The following is a 20716-nucleotide window of genomic DNA, read 5'->3' as shown; positions in this document are numbered from 1 at the left end:
CCCCGACGACCGAGAGGAACCCCCGTGACCGACTCCTACGTCCAGGCCGTCAACTCCGGCTTCACGAAGACGCTCGCCAAGAAGCTCGGCCTCCCCCGCCCCGCGGTCCTGCGCCGCTTCCGCGCGGGCGACCCGCTCACCGTCGGGCCCGTGCTCGTGCTCGGCGGCACGCCGGGCGTGCGCGACGACGCCGACCTCGTCGCCGAGGCCCTGCTCGGCTGGGACCTCGACGTCCGCCAGACCCCGGACGACACGACCCGCTGGGGCGCGGTCGTCGTCGTGCTCAGCGGGATCGAGCGGCCGCAGGACGCGTCCGCGCCCGTCATGGCGCTCTCGGCGACGCTCCGCCGCCTCGCGCCCAACGGTCGCGTCGTGACGATCTCCCGCGCCCCCGCCGACACCGACTCGCCCGAGCTCGCCGCCGCCCGCGAGGGCGTCGACGGGTTCCTGCGGTCCGTCGCCAAGGAGCTGCGCTACGGCGCGACCGCCAACGGCATCCAGGTGACCGACGACGCCCCCGTCGACAGCCCGAGCGTCCTCGCGACCCTCCGCTTCTTCCTGTCCGCCAAGTCGGCGTTCGTCGACGGCCAGCTCCTCCGGGTGGGTCCGAGCGCGACCGACGTCGCCTCCGGGAGCACCTCCGCCGACCTCGACCAGCCGCTCGCCGGCAAGGTCGCCGTCGTCACGGGCGCGGCCCGCGGCATCGGGGCGCAGGTCGCCCGGACGCTCGCGCGCGACGGCGCGAAGGTCGTCGTCGTCGACGTGCCCGCGGCGGGCGAGGCGCTCGCCCGGGTCGCGAACGAGATCAAGGGCACGGCGCTGCAGCTCGACGTGACCGCCGACGACGCGGGCGCCCGGATCCTCGAGCACGCCCGCGCACGGCACGGCGGGCTCGACGTCCTCGTGCACAACGCCGGCATCCTGCGCGACAAGCTGCTCGCCAACATGTCGCCCGACAAGTGGGACGCGGTGGTCGCGGTGAACCTCGCCGCACAGCTGCAGATCACGGAGTACCTGCTCGGCGCGAACGGGTTCTCCTCCGCGCCGCGCGTCGTGTCCCTCGCTTCGACGAGCGGGATCGCGGGCAACCGGGGCCAGGCGAACTACGCGTTCTCCAAGGCGGGCGTCATCGGGCACACGCGCGCGTTCGCCCGCCTGCTCGCGGCGCCGGGCGGTCCGGGCGGGACGGCGAACGCCGTCGCGCCGGGCTTCATCGAGACGGACATGACGGCGTCGATCCCGTTCGTGCAGCGCGAGGTCGCGCGCCGCGTCGCGTCGCTCCAGCAGGGCGGCCAGCCCGTGGACGTCGCCGAGGCGATCGCGTTCCTCGCGTCGCCCGCGGCCGGGGGCGTCAACGGGCAGGTGCTGCGCGTGTGCGGGCAGAACGTGGTGGGCCGGTGACGGCGCCCGCGGGCGCCCCGGCGCGCGTCGAGACGCTGCCCGCCGTCCCGGGTCTGGGCGGCCTGTACGTGCGCGGGCTCGCGGCGTCGGGCCGGATCGCGGCGGCGCACCGGCTGCCCGTCCGGGGCGGCCGGACGGAGCTGACGCTCCCGGACGTCACCTACCGGGTCGCGGCCGTCCCGACGGGCGACGACGCGGCGCCGGGCCACGTCGGCAGCGCCGCGCACCTCGCGCGGTACGCGCGGCTCGTGGGCGAGGCGCCGTCGGACGTCCTGCCCGCCGGGTACCTGCACGTGCTGGGGTTCCCGCTCGCGACGGCCGTCATGGTGCGGGCCGACTTCCCGCTCCCGCTGCTCGGCATGGTGCACCTCGCGAACTCGGTGTCCGTGCTGCGCCCGGTGCGGCTCGGGGACGCGCTCGAGGTCCGGGCGTGGGCGCAGGACCTGCGCCCGCACCGTCGCGGGGTCCAGGTGGACCTCGTCACGGAGGTCTCGGTGCTGCGCACGGACGACGAGCGCGCCGCCGGCAGCGGGCTGGCCGCGACGACGCTCGCCTACCGGGGCGTCTCGACGTACCTCGCGAAGGGCGCCTCCCTCCCGGGCGGCCCCGCCCCGGCCGACGCCGACGGCCCGGCCGCGTTCGTCCCGCCCCTGCCCACCGCGCGGTGGACGCTCGGGGCGGGGACGGGCCGCGCGTACGCGGCGGTGTCGGGCGACCGCAACCCGATCCACACCTCGGCGCTGGGCGCCAAGGCGTTCGGGTTCCCGCGGGCCATCGCGCACGGCATGTACACCGCGGCGCGGGCGCTCGCCGAGGCGGGCCCCGGTCGCGGCGACGCCTACGACTGGACCGTCACGTTCGCCAAGCCGGTGCTGCTGCCCGGCACGGTCGACGTCGCGCTGCGCCCGGCGGGCGACGTGCCCGCCGAGGTGCGGGACGCCGTCGGGCAGGTCGCGGCGGCCGTGCCCGACGGCGCGGGCGACCCGGGCACGGGCGTCGCCTACCAGGCGTGGGACGGCAAGAGCCGCCTCCACCTCGCGGGCCGCGTCACCCCGCGCCCCTGACCCTTGCCGCCGAGCACGGGGTCGGTGTCGTTCTCGAGCGCATGACGACACCTACCCCGTGCTCGACGCCGCGCAGGCTCGTGCTCGGAGCGCCGAAAGGTCAGGCCAGGCGGGCGAGCAGGCCGGCGCGGACGGTCGGCCACTCGTCGCGGAGGACCGAGAAGTAGGCGGTGTCCTGGCGGGAGCCGTCGGGCGCCACGCGGTGGCTGCGCAGGACGCCCTCCGCCACCGCGCCCAGGCGTCGGATCGCCCCGATGGACCGGCTGTTGCGGGCGTCGGCGCGGAGCGCGACGCGCGCGACCCCGAGGTCCTCGAACGCGTGCCGCAGCAGGAGGTACTTGCACGCCGGGTTCGTCGTCCCGCCCCACCACTCGCGCGCGTAGAACGTGGACCCGAGCTCGACCCGGCCCTGGGAGGGCACCCACTCGTAGAGCGACGTCGAGCCGCGGACCGCGGCGTCGGCGGTCGCGCCGTCCGCACCGGGAGCGCTGGAGGCGCCCAGGACCGCGAACGCGAGCCGGCCCGGCGCGGCGACCGCGTCGCGCACGTAGCCCTCCATCGCGTCCGTGCCGCGCGGGACGGCGCTGGACATGCCCGCCCAGATGCCGTCGTCGACGAGGGCGCCGAGCGCCGGCGCGTGGGTCGCGGCGAGCGGTTCGAGGCGGACGCCGAAGCCCTCGAGGACGGTGTCGTGGTGCACCCGCACATCCCACCACACCGCCGGTGCCCCGACCGCGTGCGAACCCGGCCGACCGTGGTTACGGTCGAGAGGTACCGACGAGAGGAGCACCCATGGGACTCGGAGACAAGGCCAAGCACGCCGCTGAAGAGGCGGGTGGCAAGCTCAAGGAAGGCGCGGGCAAGCTCACGGACAACGAGCGGCTCGAGGCCGAGGGCCAGGGCGACCAGGCCAAGGCCAACGTCAAGCAGGCGGGCGACGACGTCAAGGACGCGTTCGACCGCTGACGTGCTCCACCGTTCTGCCCACGAGGGCTCCGCTCCGGCGGGGCCCTCGTGGCGTCTCGGGACCGTTCGCCCGGGACGCCACGACCGGGATGCGACGACCAGGACGCGACGACCGGGGCGCGACGACCGGGAGCGGCGACGGTCAGGACGCGGCGAGCGGCCGGACGTCGGCCGACGGCGCCGGGGCGAGCACCGGCACGACGCGCGGGGCGGTGATCCGCGCGAGGAGGCCCACCTCGACCCCGGGCCACTCGGGCGCGAGGATCGAGAACAGCACGGAGTCGGCGCGCGTCCCGTCGGGCGCGGTGCGGTGGCCGCGCATGACGCCCTCCTCGTAGGCGCCGAGACGGCGCATGGCCCCGAGCGAGCGCTCGTTGCGCGTGTCGACGCGGAAGCCGACCCGGTGCACGTCCCACGTCTCGAACGCGTGGCGCAGCAGGAGCCACTTCGTCACGGGGTTGACGAGGCTCCCCCACGTGGTGCGCGCGTAGAACGTGCGGCCCACCTCGACGCGGCGGTCGACGAGCGACAGGTCGCGGAACGCGGTGCTGCCAAGCACGGCGCCGGGCGCGCCGTCGGGGTCGACGGCGCGCACGACGAAGCCCGTGAGGTCCGGGGCCGCGCGGGTCGCGGCCACGAGATCGGCCATCCCCGCGACCCCGTAGGGCAGGGGGATGCTCATCCCTGACCACATCGCCTCGTCGACGAGGCCGGCCAGCGTCTCAGCGTGCTCCAGGGCCAGCGGTTCCAGCCGGAAACCGTGCCCCGAGAGGACGACGTCGTGCAGCACAGCGCATATCAGAGCACACGCGGAACACCGCGCCAAGAGGGTCCGGCGACGCGGTGGACAACGCTCGGCGACGACCCGGTGAACAGGCTGCCGCGTCGGCCGCCGGTGACGGTCAGACGGCCGGTCCGCAGCCCGCCGCGTCGGCGAGGAAACCCGCCGCCGCGGTCGCGAAGAGCCCCTCCAGGCCGGACCCCGCGGGGACCGGGCGCGGGTCGTCCACGACGGCCCAGCAGCCGTCGACGACCTCGTACCGGGTGGTCGGTCCCTGCTCGACGTACGCGCGCACGGCCTCGACGAGGCGCACGACGTCCGCACCGGTCGTCCCGACGCCCACCGAGGCGCGGATCGCGCCCGCGTCGTAGCCGAGGCGCGCGAGCAGCGGGTGCGCGCAGAACCGGCCGTCGCGCACGCCGATGCCGTGCTCGGCCGAGAGGTAGGCGGCGACGAGGCCCGGGTCGTGGCCCTCGACGGCGAACGTCACGACGCCGACCGGGTCGACGGCGTCGTCCCACACGCGCACGACCCGGACACCCGGGACGGCCTCCAGGCCCGCGACGAGGGCCGCGCGGAGCGCCGCCTCGTGCGCGTGCAGGTCGGCCGGGTCGAGCGCGGCGAGCGCGTCGCACGCCGCCGCGAGCGCCGCGGCGCCCACCACGTTCGGCGAGCCGGCCTCGTGGCGTGCGGGCGCCGTCTGCCACTGCGTCCCGGTCACCGCGACCTGGCGCACGGCGCCGCCGCCCGCGAGGTAGGGGGTGCCCGCGTCGAGCCAGTCGCGCCGCCCGACGAGCGCCCCCGCGCCGAACGGCGCGTAGGTCTTGTGCCCCGAGAACGCGACGTAGTCGACACCCGACGCGGCGAGCGAGAACCCGCGGTGCGGGACGAGCTGCGCGCCGTCGAGCACGACGCGCGCCCCGGCGTCGTGCGCGGCGCGGACGACCTCGGCGACGGGCAGGGACTCGCCCGTGACGTTGGAGGCGCCGGTCACGGCGACGAGCGCGTACGGGAAGCGCGCGAGCTCGGTGCGCAGGCCCGAGAGCGTCTCCGCGACGGACGCGCCGCCCGCGAGGACCGTCGCGCCGCCGGCGCGCTGCCACGGCAGCAGGTTCGCGTGGTGCTCGACGTCGAGGACGAGCACGCGCCCGGGCGTGCCGTCCGGGTTCGCCGGGACGCAGCCCGCGAGCAGGTTGAGCGAGTCGGTCGTGTTGCGCGTGACGACCGTGACGTCGTCCTCGCGCGCGCCGACGAACGCGCCGATCGTGCGGCGCGACGCCTCGTAGAGCGCCGTGGAGACCTGCGACAGGTAGCCCGCGCCGCGGTGCACGCTCGCGTAGAGCGGCAGCACCTCGGTCACGCGGTCCGCGACCGAGCGCAGCGCCGGGGCCGACGCCGCGACGTCGAGGTTCGCGTACGGCACGCTGCGGCCGTCGACGAGCGGGACGAGCGTGTCCCCGCCGACGACGGGCAGGAGCGCGGGCGCGTCGACGAGCGCCGCGAGGTCAGGGGCCGGGGCGTCGGTGGGACACGAGACGTCCGCGAGAGCAGTCATGGCACAGTCCTCCAGGGTCGTCCGGGGAGAACCTCCCCGCGCTTGCCGCCCGCCGGTCGGCGTGCGGCCTGGTCGTCACCCGGGGCACCCCGCCGCGAGAGGAGGGTTGCCGGCCAGCAAACCGGGGTTTCGCGCTGGCACTCATGACCTGCGGACCAGGATGTCCGCGCGGACGGCGGCGTGTCAACCGGTGGTCACGGCGTCTCGGATGGCGGGACGCGGCGCTCCGCGTCATAAGCCCGCGCGTCGGAGCCACGCGACGTCGGGCACCTCCACCCCGGGCCGCTCCCCGAGACGGGCGTTCCGCACGTCGGACGCGTGGCGTACGATCCGAGCCAACCATCCGGAGCGGCCGAGTGACGTGGCACGTCGACGCCGCAGCAACCCCCCGGACCGCCTCGGCGGCCGGGCGCAGGGTGCTACTGCCACGATCGATGGAGGAGGACTCTCATGAGCGACCAGTCCCAGCAGGCGTCGGCACCCCGGCCGGCACCCCCCGAGGCGCGTCCCGCCGTCGGCTACGCCGGCGACCTCACCCCGCAGCAGGCGTGGGACCTGCTCGCGCACGACGAGCGCGCCGTGCTCGTGGACGTCCGCACCGAGGGCGAGTGGCGCACCATCGGCGTGCCCGACGCCACGGAGCTCGGCCGCGACGTCCTGTTCGACGAGTGGGTGACCCCGGCGGGCCCGAACCCGCGGTTCCTCGACCGGCTCGTCGAGGCAGGTCTGACGCCCGGCGACGAGCGTCCCGTCGTGTTCCTGTGCCGCTCGGGCCAGCGGTCGATCGGCGCGGCGCGCGCGGCCACGGCCGCCGGGCTCGGGCCGTCGTACAACGTGCTCGAGGGCTTCGAGGGCGCCCAGGGGTTCTCGGGCCTGCGGGACGTCGAGGGCTGGAAGGTCCGCGGGCTGCCCACCACGACGTTCGACGAGGCCGCCCGGTGAGCGCGGTCGTGCCCGGGAGCGTGCCCGGCGGCTCCGGCCGCAAGCCCCTGCCCGCGAGCGCCCGCCCCGCGACGCTCGCCGTGCGCGGCGGCCACGCGCGCACCGAGTTCCAGGAGACGTCCGAGGCGCTGTTCCTCACGCAGGGCTACACGTACGACCGCGCGGCCGACGCCGAGGCCGCGTTCAAGGGGGAGCTCGACCGGTTCGTCTACTCGCGCTACGGCAACCCGACCGTGCACACGTTCGAGGAGCGCCTGCGCCTCCTGGAGGGCGCGGAGGCGTGCTACGCGACGGCGTCCGGCATGTCCGCCGTGTTCACGGCGCTCGCCGCGCTGGTGCGGTCCGGGTCGCGCATCGTCGCGGCGCGCGCGCTCTTCGGGTCGAGCCTCGTCATCTTCGACGAGATCTTCGCGAAGTGGGGCGTGCGGACGGACTACGTCGACGGCCACGTGCTGTCGCAGTGGGAGGAGGCGCTGTCCACCCCCGCGGACGTCGTGTTCTTCGAGACGCCGTCCAACCCCATGCAGGACATCGTCGACGCGCGGCGCGTGAGCGAGCTCGCGCACGCCGCCGGCGCGGTCGTCGTGCTCGACAACGTCTTCGCGACGCCGCTGCTGCAGCGTCCGCTCGAGCTCGGTGCCGACGTCGTCGTCTACTCGGCGACCAAGCACATCGACGGGCAGGGCCGCGTGCTCGGCGGCGCGATCCTCGGCACCGAGGAGTACGTCACCGGTCCCGTGCAGACGTTCATCCGCAACACCGGGCCGTCGCTGTCGGCGTTCAACGCGTGGGTGCTGCTCAAGGGCCTCGAGACGCTGCCCGTGCGCGTCGCCGCGCAGAACGCCGCCGCGGAGCAGGTCGCGGAGGCGCTGGAGCAGCTCCCCGGGATCGGCCGCGTGCGCTACCCGTTCCTCGCCTCGCACCCGCAGCGCGAGCTCGCGCGGTCGCAGCAGAGCGGTGGCGGGACCGTCGTGACGTTCGACCTCGCCGTGCCCGAGGGCACCGACCCCGAGACGGCGAAGAAGCGCGCGTTCACGTTCCTCGACGCGCTCCAGGTCGTCGACATCTCGAACAACCTCGGCGACGCGAAGTCCCTCGTCACGCACCCGGCCACCACGACGCACCGCAAGCTCGGCCCCGAGGGCCGCGCCGCGGTCGGCATCGCGGAGACGACCGTGCGCCTGTCGGTGGGCCTGGAAGACCCGCAAGACATCATCGAGGACGTCGCCCAAGCCCTGAACTCCTGACCCCGCCTCCCGCCGAGCAGGCGGTATCGGTTCGTCCCGGCGCCGGGACGAACCACGACCGCCTGCTCGGCGGGCAGGTGGGGCGTGGGCCCGACAGCGGCGGGTCCCTTTAGCCTGACCGGGTGACCGCCTACGTCCGCCCGCCGATCCTGCGCCAGGTGTTCCACGACGCCGACGGGGTGCCGTTCGAGTACGGCGGGCGCTGGGACCATCTCGACGGGCCGCCCGAGGACACGTACTCCGTGGACTCCCACCCGGAGCGGTTCGCGCCGCTCGCCGACGTCGCTGACGCGCTCGTGCGGCACCTCGCGGCGACGTACGCCGTCACGGTCGAGGACGTCGACCTGCGTGGCGTCGACCTGGCGTCGCACACCGCGGTCGGGCCCGCGCACCCCGTGCTCGCGGGGGTCCGGAACGTCGGTCCGGACGCCGTGCGGGCGGTGCGCGTCACGCCCGCGTCCGACGACGCCGCGGCGCTGGCCCTCGTCGTGACGGACTACCCGGGAGTCGTGGTGCGCGCCGGGGTGCTGCACGAGGACACGTTCCCGTCGTGCGGGTGCGACGCGTGCGACGACACGGCGGCGGGCGCAGCAGAGGCGCTCGAGGACCTCGTGCTGGGGGTGGCGGCGGGCCGGTTCTCGGAGGCTGTGCGGCGGGCGCTCCCCGGTCGTCACGAGTGGTGGGTGGCGCACCGCCTCGACGAGCCCGACGGCGGGTACTCCGCGGGCGAGGGCCGCACCCGGCTGGCGCGCGGCGTCGGGCAGCAGGCAAGACGGCGCCTCGCCACCCTCCCGGGCGGGCTCTGGCAGCCCTGGCCCGCCGCGGACTGAAACCCTCGCGCCGCGAAGGCGGACTCGCGTCGTCCGGGGACCGGAACGGGCCGCCACCGCGCGCTCGGCGGCCGGGCGCGCCTGATCGAAAGACGTGGCTCGTCGCCCGGGGTGCGGCCTACGGTCGTCGGGTGCCCGACGCCGTCTTCGACGACCCCCGCCTCGCCACTCTCTACGACCCGCTCGCCCCGGACCGGTCCGACCTCGACGCCTACGTCGCGATCGTCGACGAGCTGGGCGCGCGCCGAGTGCTCGACGTCGGGTGCGGCACCGGGACGTTCGCGTGCCTGCTCGCGCAGCGCGGCGTCGAGGTGGTGGGCCTCGACCCGGCGGGTGCGTCGCTCGACGTCGCCCGCACGAAGCCGGGCGCCGAGCGCGTGCGCTGGCTGCACGGCGACGCGACGACCCTCCCCCCGCTCCAGGTCGACCTCGCGACGATGACGGCGAACGTCGCCCAGGTGTTCCTCACCGACGACGCGTGGGCCGCGACGCTGCGGGGCGTCCACGACGCGCTCGTGCCGGGCGGGTGGCTGGTGCTCGAGACCCGTGTCCCCGCCCGTCGGGCCTGGGAGGGGTGGGTCCGCGAGGCGACGGTCACGCGCGTGGAGGTGCCCGACGTCGGCCCGGTCGAGTCCTGGACCGACCTCACCGACGTGTCGCTCCCCTTCGTGTCCTTCCACGACACGACCGTGCTGCCCGACGGCACCACGCTCCACTCCGACTCGACGCTGCGCTTCCGGGAGCGCGAGGAGGTCGAGACGTCGCTCGTGGCGTGCGGGTTCGAGGTCGTGGACGTCCGGGACGCGCCCGACCGCCCGGGTCGCGAGTGGGTCTTCGTGGCGCGGCGCGGCTGAACCGCGCAGCGCTCCCGCGCGCGTCAGCCGCGACGGTCGCCCAGCACGACGACGTCCTCCGGGCGTCCGCCCGACCGTGCGACGTGCGACCGGACCGCGTCCAACTCCTCCGGGAGCAGGAGGAAGGTCACCGACGTCCCGGTGTCGTTCACATCCCAGAGCAGCGTCCCGTCCTCGTCGAAGCCCGAGCCGCAGATCGTGAAGGGGGCGACGGCGAGGGCGAGGTCGAGCTCGCGGTCGTCGCGCGGGTCGAGCTCGAGCGAGATCGGGGGCTCCCAGCCGAAACGCCGGGCCAGGTGTCCGCGTCGTGCGCGGCGCAGCTCGTCCAAGGCGTGCACCGCGTCCGTCGCGTCCGGTGGCCACGGCTCGTCGGAGTACACGTCGACCTGGAGCCGTGCCACCCGGTCGCGCAGCGCCTGGAGCGCGCCGCGGCACGCGGCCGCGACGGTGCCCGGCGCGGCGCCGTCGGCGATCGTGCACAGCACGGCCGTCGTCCTCCGCTGCCGCATCGGGCCTCCCCCGGGTGCCGGTTCCGCCGCGGCCTCCGCGCGCGTGCGGTGCGGACACCGTAGTCCCCGGGCCGCCTGTGGACGGCGGTTCGACGGTGTGGGTCGCACCTCGTAGATTCCTCGTAGCGCACGGCCACGGGCCGGGCACACGATCACGCCACCACCACCGACAGGGGTCCTCTTGCTGCACGTGCACCGCTCCGAGCGTGCCGAGGCGCTCGTGGCGCCGCTCGCCGCCGTGCTCGCGGAGGTCCCGGCGGACCCGTTCACGCCGGACGTCGTGGCGGTCCCGACGCGCGGGGTGGAGCGGTGGCTCGCGCAGCGGCTCTCGCACCACCTGGGCGCGGGCGAGACGGCGGGGATCTGCGCGAACGTGGACTTCCGGGGCCCGCGGCGGCTCGTCGAGCAGGTCGTGGCCGACCTCACGGACCTCGACCCCGACGACGACCCGTGGCGGCCCGAGCGGCTCGCGTGGTCGGTGCTCGAGGTGCTCGACGCGCACCTCGCCGAGCCCTGGGCGGCGCCGCTCGCGCGCTACGTCGGCGACCCGGGCGACGAGGTGCGGCGGGGTCGGCGGCTCACGCTCGCGCGACGGCTCGCGGACCTCCTGGTCGACTACGCCCGCCAGCGGCCCGAGGTCGTGCTCGCGTGGTCGGCCCCGGTCACGGGGACCGCCGTCGCGCCGGACGACCTCGCGTGGCAGCCCGAGCTGTGGCGTCGCCTGGTGGAGCGCGTCCCGGCGACGGACCCGGCGCGGCGCGTGACGGAGGCGGTCGCGGCGCTGCGTGCGGACCCGGCGGCCGTCGACCTGCCGCCGCGGCTGTCCGTGTTCGGGCCCACGCGGCTCCCCGAGGACGAGCTCCGGGTCCTGCGCGCGCTCGCCGAGCACCGCGACGTCCACCTGTGGCTCGTGCACCCCTCGCCGGCGCTGTGGGCGACGGTCGCCGCGTCCGCCGGCGACCCCTCCACGGGCGGCGCGGAGCCGGGCTCGGACCACGCGGGCGCGCCCGTCCGGCGTCGCGCGGACCTGCCGACGTTCGCGCGCCACCCGTTCCTCGCGTCCACCGGCCGGGACACGGTCGAGCTGCAGCTCCGGCTGGCCGCGGGCGAGGCGCGCGAGACCCACCACGAGGCCGCGCCCCCGCCGCCCACCCTGCTCGGCGCGCTGCAGTCCGCGCTGCGGGCCGACGCACCGGACGGCGCCCACGTGCTGGACCCGACGGACCGCTCCGTGCAGGTGCTCGCGTGCCACGGCCGGGCCCGTCAGGTCGAGGTGCTGCGCGAGACGCTCGTCGGCCTGTTCTCCGCCGACCCGACGCTCCAGGCGCGCGACGTCATCGTCCTGTGCCCCGACGTCGAGACGTTCGCGCCGCTCGTCACCGCGACCTTCGGCGCCGTCCCCGAGCTCGGCGACGACGCGCACCCGGGCCAGCGGCTGCGGGTCAGCCTCGCGGACCGCGGCGCCGGGACGACCAACCCCGTGCTCGCGCTGCTCGCCACGCTGCTGCGCCTCGCCGACGGCCGCGTCACGGCGTCCGAGGTGCTCGACCTCGCGGCGAGCGGCCCGGTCCGCCGCCGGTTCCGCTTCTCCGACGACGACGTCGACCGCCTGCGGCAGTGGGCCGTCGAGGCGGGGGTGCACTGGGGCGAGGACGGCGAGCGGCGTGCCCGCTTCGGGATCGACGGGCACGTGCGGCAGGGCACGTGGGACGCGGCGCTCGACCGCATCCTGCTCGGGGCCGCGATGGCCGACGAGGACGCCCGGTTCGTCGGGCCCGCGCTCCCGCTGGACGACGTCGGCTCGACGGACGTGGACCTCGCGGGCCGGCTCGCGGAGCTCGTCGCGCGGCTCACGGAGATCCTGCGCGGCCTCGACGGCGTGCACCCGCTCGCGCACTGGCTCGACACCCTCGACCGCGCGCTCACGCTCCTGGCGGAGGCGCCGCCGACGGAGGCGTGGCAGATCGGCTCCGCGCGCCGCGTGCTGGGCGACGTCCGGGCGGCGGGTGCCGCGCACGGCGGCGTCGCGCTGCGGCTCGCGGACGTGCGGGCGCTGCTCGACGACCGCCTGGCCGGGCGCCCGACGCGCGCCGGGTTCCGCACGGGCGCGCTCACCGTGTGCTCGCTCGAGCCGATGCGCTCGGTGCCGCACCGGGTCGTGTGCCTCCTCGGGCTCGACGACGGCGTGTTCCCCCGCACCGCCGCGCCCGCGGGCGACGACCTGCTCGCCCGGCACCCCGAGATCGGCGAGCGCGACGCGCGCAGCGAGGACCGGCAGATCTTCCTCGACGCCGTCGCCGCGGCGGGCGACCACCTCGTCGTCGTGCACACGGGTGCCGACGAGCGCACCGGGGCGCCGCGCCCGCCCGCGGTCCCCGTGGCGGAGCTGCTCGACGCGCTGGACCGGGTGGCGACCACGGCCGACGGGCGCGCCGCGCGCGAGCACGTCGTCGTGCAGCACCCGCTCCAGACGGTCGACGAGCGGAACTTCACGCCGGGCGCGCTCGGCGTCCCCGGACCGTTCAGCCACGACGACGCCGCGTTCGCCGGGGCCCGCCAGGCGCGCCAGAAGCGTGAGCCGGTCGGGGCCCTCGTCGGCGCACCGCTCTCGCTGCCGACCGGTGCCGCCGTCGGCTCCGTAGAAGGACCGGGGTCGCCCACGGCGACCGGGGGCCGCGCGGACGTCGAGCTCGACGACCTGGTCCGCCTGCTCGAGAACGCACCCCGCTGGTTCGCGCAGCACACGCTCGACGTGGGTCTCGTGCTGGAGGAGGAGGACGTCGAGGACCGGCTGCCCCTCTCCCTCACGGGCCTCGCGGGCTGGGGCGTGGGCGACCGCGTGCTGCGGGCCGCGCTCGCGGGCGTCGACCCGAACCGCGCGATGCAGGCCGAGTGGCGCCGCGGTCAGGTCCCGCCGCGCGAGCTCGGCCGGTCGGCGCTCCAGGAGGTCGTCCGGGCCGTGGGGCCGCTCCGGGTCGCGGCCGTCGAGGCCGCGCGCGAGGCCGACGTCGCGGCCGGTCGTCCCGTGAGCCAGGACGTGCTGAGCTCCGCCGAGACGGTCGACGTGCGGGCCACCCTCCCGGACGGCGGCACGGTCGTCGGCAGCGTGCCGGGCGTGCACGGCGCGCGCGTGGTGCGCACGGAGTACTCGCGGCTCGGACCGAAGCACCGGCTGCGCGCCTGGGTGCAGGCGCTCGCGCTGCGCGTGAGCGACCCGGACCGCCCGTGGGACGCCGTCGCGATCGGCCGGTCTCCCCGCGGCCCGGGCGTCGCGTGGTCGACGCTCACGCCGCCCGACCGCGACACGGCGGTCGCCGTGCTGGCCGATCTCGTGGCCCTGCGCGACGAGGCCGCCCGCGAGCCCCTGCCGCTGCTGCCCGAGGTCGCGCTCCGCTACGCCGAGGAGCGGCGCACCACCGACGCGCGCGACGCCCTGATGCGCGCCGGGTGGGCGTGGAACAAGGGCTTCGAGCGCAAGGATCCGTACGTCGTGCTCGCCTGGGGTCAGGACCCGGCGCTCCCCGACCTCGCGGGCCACGCGACGACCGCCGACCTGGGCCGCTTCCCCGACGACCCGACCCGCCTCGGCGCGCTCGCGCGCCGCGTGTGGGACCCCCTGCTGGAGCACGAGCTGCGAGGTGCGCGATGAGCGGCCCGACGTCCGCACCCGCCACGCCCGCCCCGGCGTCCGGACCCGCGGTGCCCGGACCCGTCGCGGGGAGCCCGCGGCGCTTCGACCCGTTCGGCGACCTGCCGCGCGGGACGGTCGTGCTCGAGGCGAGCGCCGGCACGGGCAAGACGCACACCATCGCGACCCTCACGACGCGCTACGTCGCCGAGGGCGTGGCGGCGCTGCCCGAGATCATGCTCGTGACGTTCGGCCGGGCCGCGACGTCGGAGCTGCGGGACCGCGTGCGCGAGCGCCTCGTCGCGACCGAGCGCGCGCTGCGCGGGCCCGACCCGGCGCACAGCACCGACGAGCTCGTCGCGTTCCTCGCCGCGGTCGACGCCGACGAGCTCGCCCGCCGTCGCGAGCGCCTGCGCGTCGCGCTGTCCCAGCTCGACGCCGCGACGATCACGACGACGCACGGGTTCTGCCAGCAGATGCTCACCGCGCTCGGGACGGCGGCCGACGTCGACCTCGCGACGAGCTTCCTGCCCGACGTGGCCGACCTCGTCGAGGAGGTCACGGACGACCTGTACGTGAGGCGTTTCGCCGACCAGAGCGAGCCGATCCTCTCGCCGCGCGACGTGCGCGCGGTCGCCCGCGCGGCGGTGAGCGACCACGGGGCGGTGGTCGCGCCGTCGGACGCGGCCGAGGGCTCGGTGGCCGCGGCGCGGTACGAGGTCGCCGTCGCCGCCCGCCGCGAGGTGGAGGCGCGCAAGCGCGCGATGCACCTGCTCGACTACGACGACCTCCTCGTCCTGCTGCGCCGCGCCCTCACCGACCCGGAGCACGGTGCGACGGCGACGCAGCGCGTCCGGTCGAGGTTCCGCGTGGTCATGGTGGACGAGTTCCAGGACACGGACCCCGAGCAGTGGGCGATCCTGCGCACCGCGTTCCACGGGCGGCCCGACGAGAGCAGCGCGCTCGTCCTCATCGGGGACCCCAAGCAGGCGATCTACGCGTTCCGCGGCGCGGACGTCGTGACGTACCTGCAGGCCGTCGAGGACGCGACGGACACCGCGACGCTCAGCACGAGCTGGCGCAGCGACGGCCCGCTCCTTGCCGGCCTGCACGCGCTGCTCGGCGAGACGGCGCTCGGCGACCCGCGCATCGTCGTGCGTCCGATCGACGCGGCGCACCCCGAGTCGCGCTTCTCCGGCGGCGCGCCGGTGCGGCTGCGGCAGGTGACGCGCCGCGCCTACCGGCTGGGCGCCTCGTCGGCGCCGTCGGCCCCGGACGCGCGCGGCCTGCTCGCGAAGGACGTCGCGGCCGACGTCGCGAGCCGCCTCGGCACCGCGTCCGGCGGCGGCGACCGCGTGCGCGACGACGGCGGCGGGGCGGCGGGCGACGCGGCGCGCTGGCGCCCGCTCGAACCGCGCGACGTCGCCGTGCTGACGCGCACGAACGCCCAGGCCGAGGCGGTGCGCTCGGCACTCGTCGCGCTGGGCGTGCCGGCGGTCGTGTCGGGACCGTCGAGCGTGTTCGGGTCGGCCGCGGCGCAGGACTGGCTCACGCTCCTCGCGGCGCTGGAGCAGCCGGGCCTCCACCGGCGCGCGACGGCGCTCGCCCTCACGCCGTTCGTCGGCTGGGACGCACAGCGCCTCGCGACCGCAGGCGACGCGGACCACGACGAGCTCGGCGACACGGTCCGGGCCTGGGCGCGCCTGCTCGCCGACCGGGGCGTGGCCGCGGTCGCGGAGGTCGCCGCACGGCGCGGCGCCACCGCGCGCGTCATGGCGCGGGCCGACGGCGAGCGCTACCTCACCGACCTGCGCCACGTCACGCAGGCGCTGCACGAGGCCGCGACGACCGAGGGGCTCGGCACGGCCGCGCTCACGGCCTGGCTCCGGACCCGGATCGCCGAGGTCGGGACGGTCTTCACCGACGAGCGCACCCGCCGTCTCGAGACCGACGCCGCCGCCGTGCAGGTCGTCACCGTGCACGCCGCGAAGGGTCTGGAGTTCGGCGTCGTCTACGTCCCGTTCGGGTGGGAGCGGTTCGAGCCCGACGACCAGGAGCTGTTCGCGTTCCACGACGACCACGGGCAGCGCGTGCTGCACCTCGGCGGGGTCGGCTCCCCCGGGTTCGTGGACGCCAAGGCGCGCTGGCGCGACGAGGAGCTGGGCGAGGACCTGCGCCTGCTGTACGTGGCGCTCACCCGGGCTCGGCACCAGGTCGTCGTGCACTGGACCCCCACGAAGCGCAGCACGGGATCGGGGCCGCTCACCCGCCTCCTGCTCGCCGACCGGATGCTCGGCGGCGAGCCCGGGCGCCACGCGCGGCCCGACGCGATGCGCGACGACGCCGTCCGGTCCGCGTTCGAGGTCGTCGCGGCGCGGTCGGGCGGGACGGTCGTCGTCGAGCAGGTCGACGCGCGTCCGAAGGGCGAGCGCTGGTCGCCCGGCACCCGGTCGAGCACGGACCTCGCGCTGGCGACCGCCGCCCACCTCCCGGACCGCGACTGGCGGCGGGCCTCGTACTCGGCCCTGACCGCGGCCGCGCACCACGGCCCGGTCGGCGGGATCGAGAGCGAGCCCGAGGACCCGGGCGTGCAGGACGAGCCGGAGGAGACCACCGACGACGACACCGCCGCGCCCGCGTCCTCGACCTCGGCCCCGCGCCCCGGCGCGGACGTGCCGTCCCCGTACGAGGGCCAGCCGGGCGGCACCGCGTTCGGCACGCTCGTGCACGAGATCCTCGAGTACGTCGACACCGCGGCCGACGACCTGGACGCCGAGGTGCGCGCCCGCTGCGCCCAGGCGGCGACGGTGCGTGTGCCGGGCGTCGAGCCCGTCGCGCTCGCGACGGCGCTCGGCCTGTCGCTGCGCACGCCGCTCGGCCCGATCGCGGGCGGGCTCACGCTCGCCGACGTCGACCCGCGCGACCGGCTGCCCGAGCTCGAGTTCGAGCTCCCGCTCGCCGGGGGTGACGAGACGGAGGGCGTGCGCCCCGCGACGCTGCGCGACCTCGCGGACGTCCTGCGGGCGCACCTGCCCGCCGACGACGCGTTCGCGCGCTACCCCGACCTGCTCGCGGCGCTGGCCGACGAGTCCGAGACCGGCACGGGCACCGGTGGCGTCCCGCTGCGCGGCTACCTCACGGGCTCGATCGACGCCGTGCTGCGCGTGCCAACCCCGGGTCCCGACGGCGCTCCGGGCGGGGATCCGGGCGGCCGCCGCCGGTACCTCGTCGTCGACTACAAGACGAACCGCGTCGGGCCGCCCGGGGTCCCGCTCGCCGTGGGCGACTACCACCCCGACGCCATGCGCGACGCGATGCTCGCCTCGCACTACCCGCTGCAGCTCGTGCTCTACCTCGCCGCGCTCCACCGCTACCTGCGGTGGCGCGTGCGCGACTACGACCCGGACCGCGACCTCGCCGGCGGGGCGTACCTCTTCGTGCGCGGCATGGCCGGGCCGGACACGCCCCGCGGCCCGGACGGCACCCCGTACGGCGTCGTCGCCTGGAGCCCGCCGCCCGGGCTCGTCGTCGCCCTGTCCGCCCTGCTCGACGGAGGTCGCGCATGACCACGACCACTCCCGGGTCGGCGCTCCGGCCCACCGCTCCTCCTGCGGGCGACGCGGTCGACGAGGGCGACCCGCGGCTCGCCGTCGGCGTGCCGGCGGGCCTGGCGCCGTTCAACGTCGCGCGCGTGGTCTCGGCCGCCGACGTGCGCGTCGCGCTGAGGCTCGGCCGGCTCACGGGCGAGCACGACGACCGGGTGCTGCTCGCCGTCGCGCTCGCCGTCCGTGCCGTGCGCAGCGGCTCCGTGTGCGTGCGCCTCGACGACCTCGGCTCCCTGGCGCTGCCCGAGGACGAGGAGGCCGCCCGGACCGATGCCGCCGACCTGCCGTGGCCGGACCGCACCGCGTGGGTCGACGCCGTCGCGCGCAGCCCGCTCGTCGCCGTCGGGGTCGAGGGCGCACCCGACCGGCCCGCGCGCTGGGTCGGGGGCGCGCTGTACCTCGACCGCTACTGGCGAGACGAGCTCGCGGTCCGGCACGACGTCGACGGCCGGCTCGCGGCGCCCGACCTGCCGGTCGACGCCGACCGCCTCGACGCCGCGCTGGCCCGCCTCTTTCCCGCGGCGGAGGACACGCGCCAGCGGCTCGCCGCCGCGCACGCCGCCACGCGCCGGCTCACCGTCCTCACGGGTGGCCCCGGCACCGGCAAGACGACGACGGTCGCGCGGCTGCTCGCCGTCCTGCACGACGCCGTCCCGCACGACGCTGCCCGCCCCGCGGCCGCGGCGGCGCCCGCTCCGTCGCGCGCGGGGGCGAACGCCCCGGCCGACCAGGGCACGGCCCTGCGTGTCGCGCTCGCCGCCCCGACCGGGAAGGCGGCCGCACGGCTCCAGGAGGCGGTGCGCGAGGTCGTCGCCGGGTTCGGGGACGCGGCCGACCGCGCGCGCGTCGGGACGCCCGTCGCGACGACGCTGCACCGCCTCCTCGGGTACCGGCCGGGCAGCAGCACCCGGTTCCGTCACGACGCGCACCACCACCTGCCGCACGACGTCGTCGTCGTCGACGAGACGTCGATGGTCGCGCTGCCGCTCATGGCGCGGCTGCTCGAGGCGCTGCGGCCGGACGCGCGGCTCGTGCTCGTCGGGGACCCGGACCAGCTCGCCTCGGTGGAGGCCGGTGCCGTGCTCGGCGACCTCGTGCACCGCGAGCCCGTCACGCCGCCGGCCACCGCACCGGTCGTGCTCGCGGCGGCCGAGACCGCGCTGACCGACGCGCCGCCGCCCGCGGACGGCGAGGTCGACGACCGGGCGGTGCTCGGCAACGGCGTCGTCCGCCTGCGCACCGTCCACCGGCAGGACCGCGACTCGGAGATCCTGCCGCTCGCCGCCGCGATCCGGGCCGAGGACGCGGAGGCGACGCTCGCCCTGCTGCGCGCGGGGCACGGGTCCGTGGAGTTCCTCGAGACGCCCGACGACGAGCCCGACGACGCGGCGCTGGCCGCGGTCCGCGCGGACGCCGTCGCGGCGGGGACCCTGCTCGTCGAGGCCGCGCGCGCCGGGGACGCGGCCGCCGCGCTCGACGCGCTCGCGCGGCACCGCGTCATGGTGGCGCACCGGCGCGGGCCCGCGGGGCGCGGCCGGTGGGCGGCGCAGGTCGAGGCGTGGGTCGAGGAGGCGACCGGCCACCACGCGACCGACTCCCCGTGGGTCGCCGGGCGCCCCCTGCTCGTCACGACGAACGACGCCGAGGTCGGCCTCTACAACGGCGACACCGGCGTGCTCGTCGCGGAGCCCTCGGGCGGGGTCGTCGCCGTGTTCGGGGACCCGCGCGCGCCGCTGCGCGTGCGCACGCACCGGCTGCCGCCCGTGGAGACCGTGCACGCCATGACGGTCCACCGCGCGCAGGGCAGCCAGTTCGACCGGGTCACGCTCGTCCTGCCGCCCGCGACCTCGCCGCTGCTCACGCGCGAGCTGCTGTACACGGCGGTGACGCGCGCGCAGTCGTTCGTGCGCGTCGTCGGCTCCGAGGACGCCGTGCGCACCGCGGTGACGAGCCCGGTCCACCGGGCGAGCGGGCTGCGGACTCCGCTGCCCGGCGGTCAGTCCTCGGTACGCTCCGCCTGATCCCGCTCGCGCAGCTCCTTGAGGCGGCCCCAGGGCACGAGCACGATCCAGGCGACGGACGCGACGGCGGCGCCCATGATCATCGAGGGGACGTCCATGGCGACCATCCTGGCAGGCGTGCGCGGTCGCCCCGGGGAATGAGGCACGAGGGTGGCCGGTTGGCACCAGGGTGAGCACCCAGACCCCCCGCCTGTCCGTCCTCGACCTCGTGCCCGTCCGCTCGGGCCAGTCCAGCACCCAGGCGGTGCGAGCGTCGCTCGACCTGGTCCGCCTCGCCGACCGGCTCGGCTTCGAGCGCTACTGGTTCGCCGAGCACCACAACATGCCCGCGGTCGCGGCCTCGACCCCGCCCGTGATGATCGCCGCGGCGGCGTCGGTGACGGACCGGATCCGCGTCGGCTCGGGCGGCGTCATGCTGCCCAACCACGCGCCGCTCGTCGTGGCCGAGCAGTTCGCGGCGCTCGAGGCGATCGCGCCGGGGCGGGTCGACCTGGGCCTCGGCCGCGCCCCCGGCTCGGACCCGGTCGTCACGCAGCTCCTGCGCATCACCGGCCCCACGGCCGACGTCGACCGCTTCCCCCAGCACGTCACGGACATCCTCGCGCTCATGAGCCCGCAGGGCGCGACGCTGCGCCTCACGAGCGGGCAGGTCTACGACGTGCACGCGACGCCCGCCGCGGACGGCACCCCGACGGTCTGGCTGCTCGGGTCGAGCGACTACTCCGCGCGCCTCGCCGCCGAGCTGGGCCTGCCGTACGTGTTCGCGAACCACTTCTCGGGCCAGGGCGTCGACGAGATCCTCGCCCTGTACCGCGAGGGCTACCGCCCCAGCGAGGCGTTCCCCGAGCCCCGCACGTTCCTCACCCTCAACGCCGTCGTCGCGGAGACCGACGACGAGGCGCGCGCCCGGGCACTCCCCCAGGCCCGCATGATGGCGCGCCTGCGCACCGGGCAGGCGCTCACCGCGCTCGAGACCGTCGAGGAGGCGCAGGCCGCGCCGCTCGACGGTGCGGCCGGGGAGATGGTCGAGGACAGCCTGCGCCGCTGGGCCGTCGGGACGCCCGACGCCGCGGCGGCCGAGGTCCGTCGGCTCGCCGAGCGGCACGGCGTGGACGAGGTCATGGTCGTGCCCGTCGCCGCGTCCCGTGCGGACGAGGCGCTCGACGCGACGCCGGGCCGCGCGCGCACGCTCGAGCTCCTCGCGGAAGAGCTCGCCGCCTGACCCGGAACCGCCGAGCACGACGAGATTCTCCCGCCAGCGGGTACTTGCCACGCCGGGCGACTCAGTCGTCCTGCCCTACGCAAACACGACG

16 protein-coding genes and 1 riboswitch are annotated in these 20716 nt (G+C 76.8%); of the genes, 11 read left to right on the top strand and 5 right to left on the bottom strand.

Annotated features, from left to right (window positions below):
* The first annotated feature begins 24 nt into the window (after positions 1–24).
* Positions 25–1401, top strand: a complete 1377-nt coding sequence (locus ACI769_RS05525) for a 3-oxoacyl-ACP reductase (protein ID WP_409141295.1) — start codon at positions 25–27, stop codon at positions 1399–1401.
* A complete protein-coding gene (locus ACI769_RS05520; protein ID WP_409141294.1) occupies positions 1398–2465 on the top strand; it encodes a MaoC/PaaZ C-terminal domain-containing protein in 1068 nt (355 codons plus the stop codon). The genes ACI769_RS05525 and ACI769_RS05520 overlap by 4 nt, the downstream gene beginning before the upstream one ends.
* 100 nt (positions 2466–2565) lie before the next feature.
* Here ACI769_RS05520 and ACI769_RS05515 read toward each other — a convergent pair whose 3' ends face one another.
* Positions 2566–3165, bottom strand: a complete 600-nt coding sequence (locus ACI769_RS05515) for a GNAT family N-acetyltransferase (protein WP_409141293.1) — start codon at positions 3163–3165, stop codon at positions 2566–2568.
* 92 nt (positions 3166–3257) lie between these two features.
* Here ACI769_RS05515 and ACI769_RS05510 point away from each other — a divergent pair, with 92 nt between their 5' ends.
* Positions 3258–3431, top strand: coding sequence for a CsbD family protein (locus tag ACI769_RS05510; protein WP_034652831.1), 174 nt, complete (start codon positions 3258–3260; stop codon positions 3429–3431).
* Between the two features lie 142 nt (positions 3432–3573).
* On the opposite strand, the gene ACI769_RS05505 is transcribed toward ACI769_RS05510, so the two are convergent.
* A complete protein-coding gene (locus ACI769_RS05505; protein ID WP_409141292.1) occupies positions 3574–4221 on the bottom strand; it encodes a GNAT family N-acetyltransferase in 648 nt (215 codons plus the stop codon).
* Positions 4222–4333: 112 nt separating this feature from the next.
* The gene (locus tag ACI769_RS05500) at positions 4334–5767 is read right to left on the bottom strand and encodes an aminotransferase class V-fold PLP-dependent enzyme (RefSeq protein ID WP_409141291.1); all 1434 of its coding nucleotides are present in this window, start codon (positions 5765–5767) and stop codon (positions 4334–4336) included.
* Positions 5768–5800: 33 nt separating this feature from the next.
* Positions 5801–5916: riboswitch (SAM riboswitch) on the bottom strand.
* Between the two features lie 301 nt (positions 5917–6217).
* Here ACI769_RS05500 and ACI769_RS05495 point away from each other — a divergent pair.
* The 4 genes from ACI769_RS05495 to ACI769_RS05480 all read left to right on the top strand — a co-directional run bounded on the left by ACI769_RS05495 (position 6218) and on the right by ACI769_RS05480 (position 9640).
* Positions 6218–6709 (top strand): rhodanese-like domain-containing protein, encoded by a 492-nt coding sequence (locus ACI769_RS05495; protein ID WP_085386624.1) that lies wholly within the window; start codon positions 6218–6220, stop codon positions 6707–6709.
* Positions 6706–7956 carry an O-succinylhomoserine sulfhydrylase gene (locus ACI769_RS05490; RefSeq protein WP_409141290.1) on the top strand — a complete coding sequence of 417 codons (1251 nt, stop codon included), beginning with the start codon at positions 6706–6708 and terminating at the stop codon, positions 7954–7956. Before ACI769_RS05495 ends, ACI769_RS05490 begins: the two co-directional genes overlap by 4 nt.
* 122 nt (positions 7957–8078) lie before the next feature.
* On the top strand, positions 8079–8786 hold the full coding sequence (locus ACI769_RS05485; RefSeq protein ID WP_144721452.1) for a DUF6226 family protein: 708 nt from the start codon (positions 8079–8081) through the stop codon (positions 8784–8786).
* Between the two features lie 131 nt (positions 8787–8917).
* On the top strand, positions 8918–9640 hold the full coding sequence (locus ACI769_RS05480; RefSeq protein WP_409141289.1) for a class I SAM-dependent methyltransferase: 723 nt from the start codon (positions 8918–8920) through the stop codon (positions 9638–9640).
* 23 nt (positions 9641–9663) lie between these two features.
* On the opposite strand, the gene ACI769_RS05475 is transcribed toward ACI769_RS05480, so the two are convergent.
* Entirely contained in the window at positions 9664–10149 is a 486-nt protein-coding gene (locus ACI769_RS05475; RefSeq protein WP_144721450.1) for a hypothetical protein, read from the bottom strand.
* Positions 10150–10339: 190 nt separating this feature from the next.
* Between ACI769_RS05475 and recC the strand changes: the two genes are divergently transcribed.
* Genes recC through recD form a run of 3 tightly spaced genes read left to right on the top strand, consistent with a single transcriptional unit; the run spans position 10340 to position 19403 of the window.
* Positions 10340–13798, top strand: coding sequence for an exodeoxyribonuclease V subunit gamma (recC, locus tag ACI769_RS05470; RefSeq protein WP_409141302.1), 3459 nt, complete (start codon positions 10340–10342; stop codon positions 13796–13798).
* Complete coding sequence (locus tag ACI769_RS05465) at positions 13795–17343, top strand: UvrD-helicase domain-containing protein (RefSeq protein WP_409141288.1); 3549 nt, start codon at positions 13795–13797, stop codon at positions 17341–17343. The genes recC and ACI769_RS05465 overlap by 4 nt, the downstream gene beginning before the upstream one ends.
* Positions 17340–19403: an exodeoxyribonuclease V subunit alpha gene (recD, locus tag ACI769_RS05460; RefSeq protein WP_171467394.1), complete on the top strand. Its 2064-nt coding sequence runs from the start codon at positions 17340–17342 to the stop codon at positions 19401–19403. Before ACI769_RS05465 ends, recD begins: the two co-directional genes overlap by 4 nt.
* On the opposite strand, the gene ACI769_RS05455 is transcribed toward recD, so the two are convergent.
* The gene (locus ACI769_RS05455) at positions 19379–19501 is read right to left on the bottom strand and encodes a hypothetical protein (protein WP_021483523.1); all 123 of its coding nucleotides are present in this window, start codon (positions 19499–19501) and stop codon (positions 19379–19381) included. The two genes, recD and ACI769_RS05455, sit on opposite strands and share 25 nt — an antisense overlap.
* A gap of 71 nt (positions 19502–19572) precedes the next feature.
* Here ACI769_RS05455 and ACI769_RS05450 point away from each other — a divergent pair, with 71 nt between their 5' ends.
* Positions 19573–20625: an LLM class flavin-dependent oxidoreductase gene (locus ACI769_RS05450; RefSeq protein ID WP_114553765.1), complete on the top strand. Its 1053-nt coding sequence runs from the start codon at positions 19573–19575 to the stop codon at positions 20623–20625.
* The last annotated feature ends 91 nt before the right edge of the window (positions 20626–20716 follow it).

The sequence above is a fragment of the Cellulosimicrobium sp. RS genome (genome assembly GCF_046159675.1).
Lineage (GTDB): Bacteria > Actinomycetota > Actinomycetes > Actinomycetales > Cellulomonadaceae > Cellulosimicrobium > Cellulosimicrobium funkei.
This window is presented reverse-complemented; position numbering and strand designations above follow the sequence as displayed.

Coding starts and splice junctions, on each gene's coding strand:
- ACI769_RS05510 (WP_034652831.1), top strand. CDS start 3,258: ATGGGACTCGGAGACAAGGCCAAGCACGCCGCTGAAGAGGCGGGTGGC.
- ACI769_RS05500 (WP_409141291.1), bottom strand. CDS start 5,767: ATGACTGCTCTCGCGGACGTCTCGTGTCCCACCGACGCCCCGGCCCCT.
- ACI769_RS05495 (WP_085386624.1), top strand. CDS start 6,218: ATGAGCGACCAGTCCCAGCAGGCGTCGGCACCCCGGCCGGCACCCCCC.
- ACI769_RS05475 (WP_144721450.1), bottom strand. CDS start 10,149: ATGCGGCAGCGGAGGACGACGGCCGTGCTGTGCACGATCGCCGACGGC.
- ACI769_RS05465 (WP_409141288.1), top strand. CDS start 13,795: ATGAGCGGCCCGACGTCCGCACCCGCCACGCCCGCCCCGGCGTCCGGA.
- recD (WP_171467394.1), top strand. CDS start 17,340: ATGACCACGACCACTCCCGGGTCGGCGCTCCGGCCCACCGCTCCTCCT.
- ACI769_RS05455 (WP_021483523.1), bottom strand. CDS start 19,501: ATGGACGTCCCCTCGATGATCATGGGCGCCGCCGTCGCGTCCGTCGCC.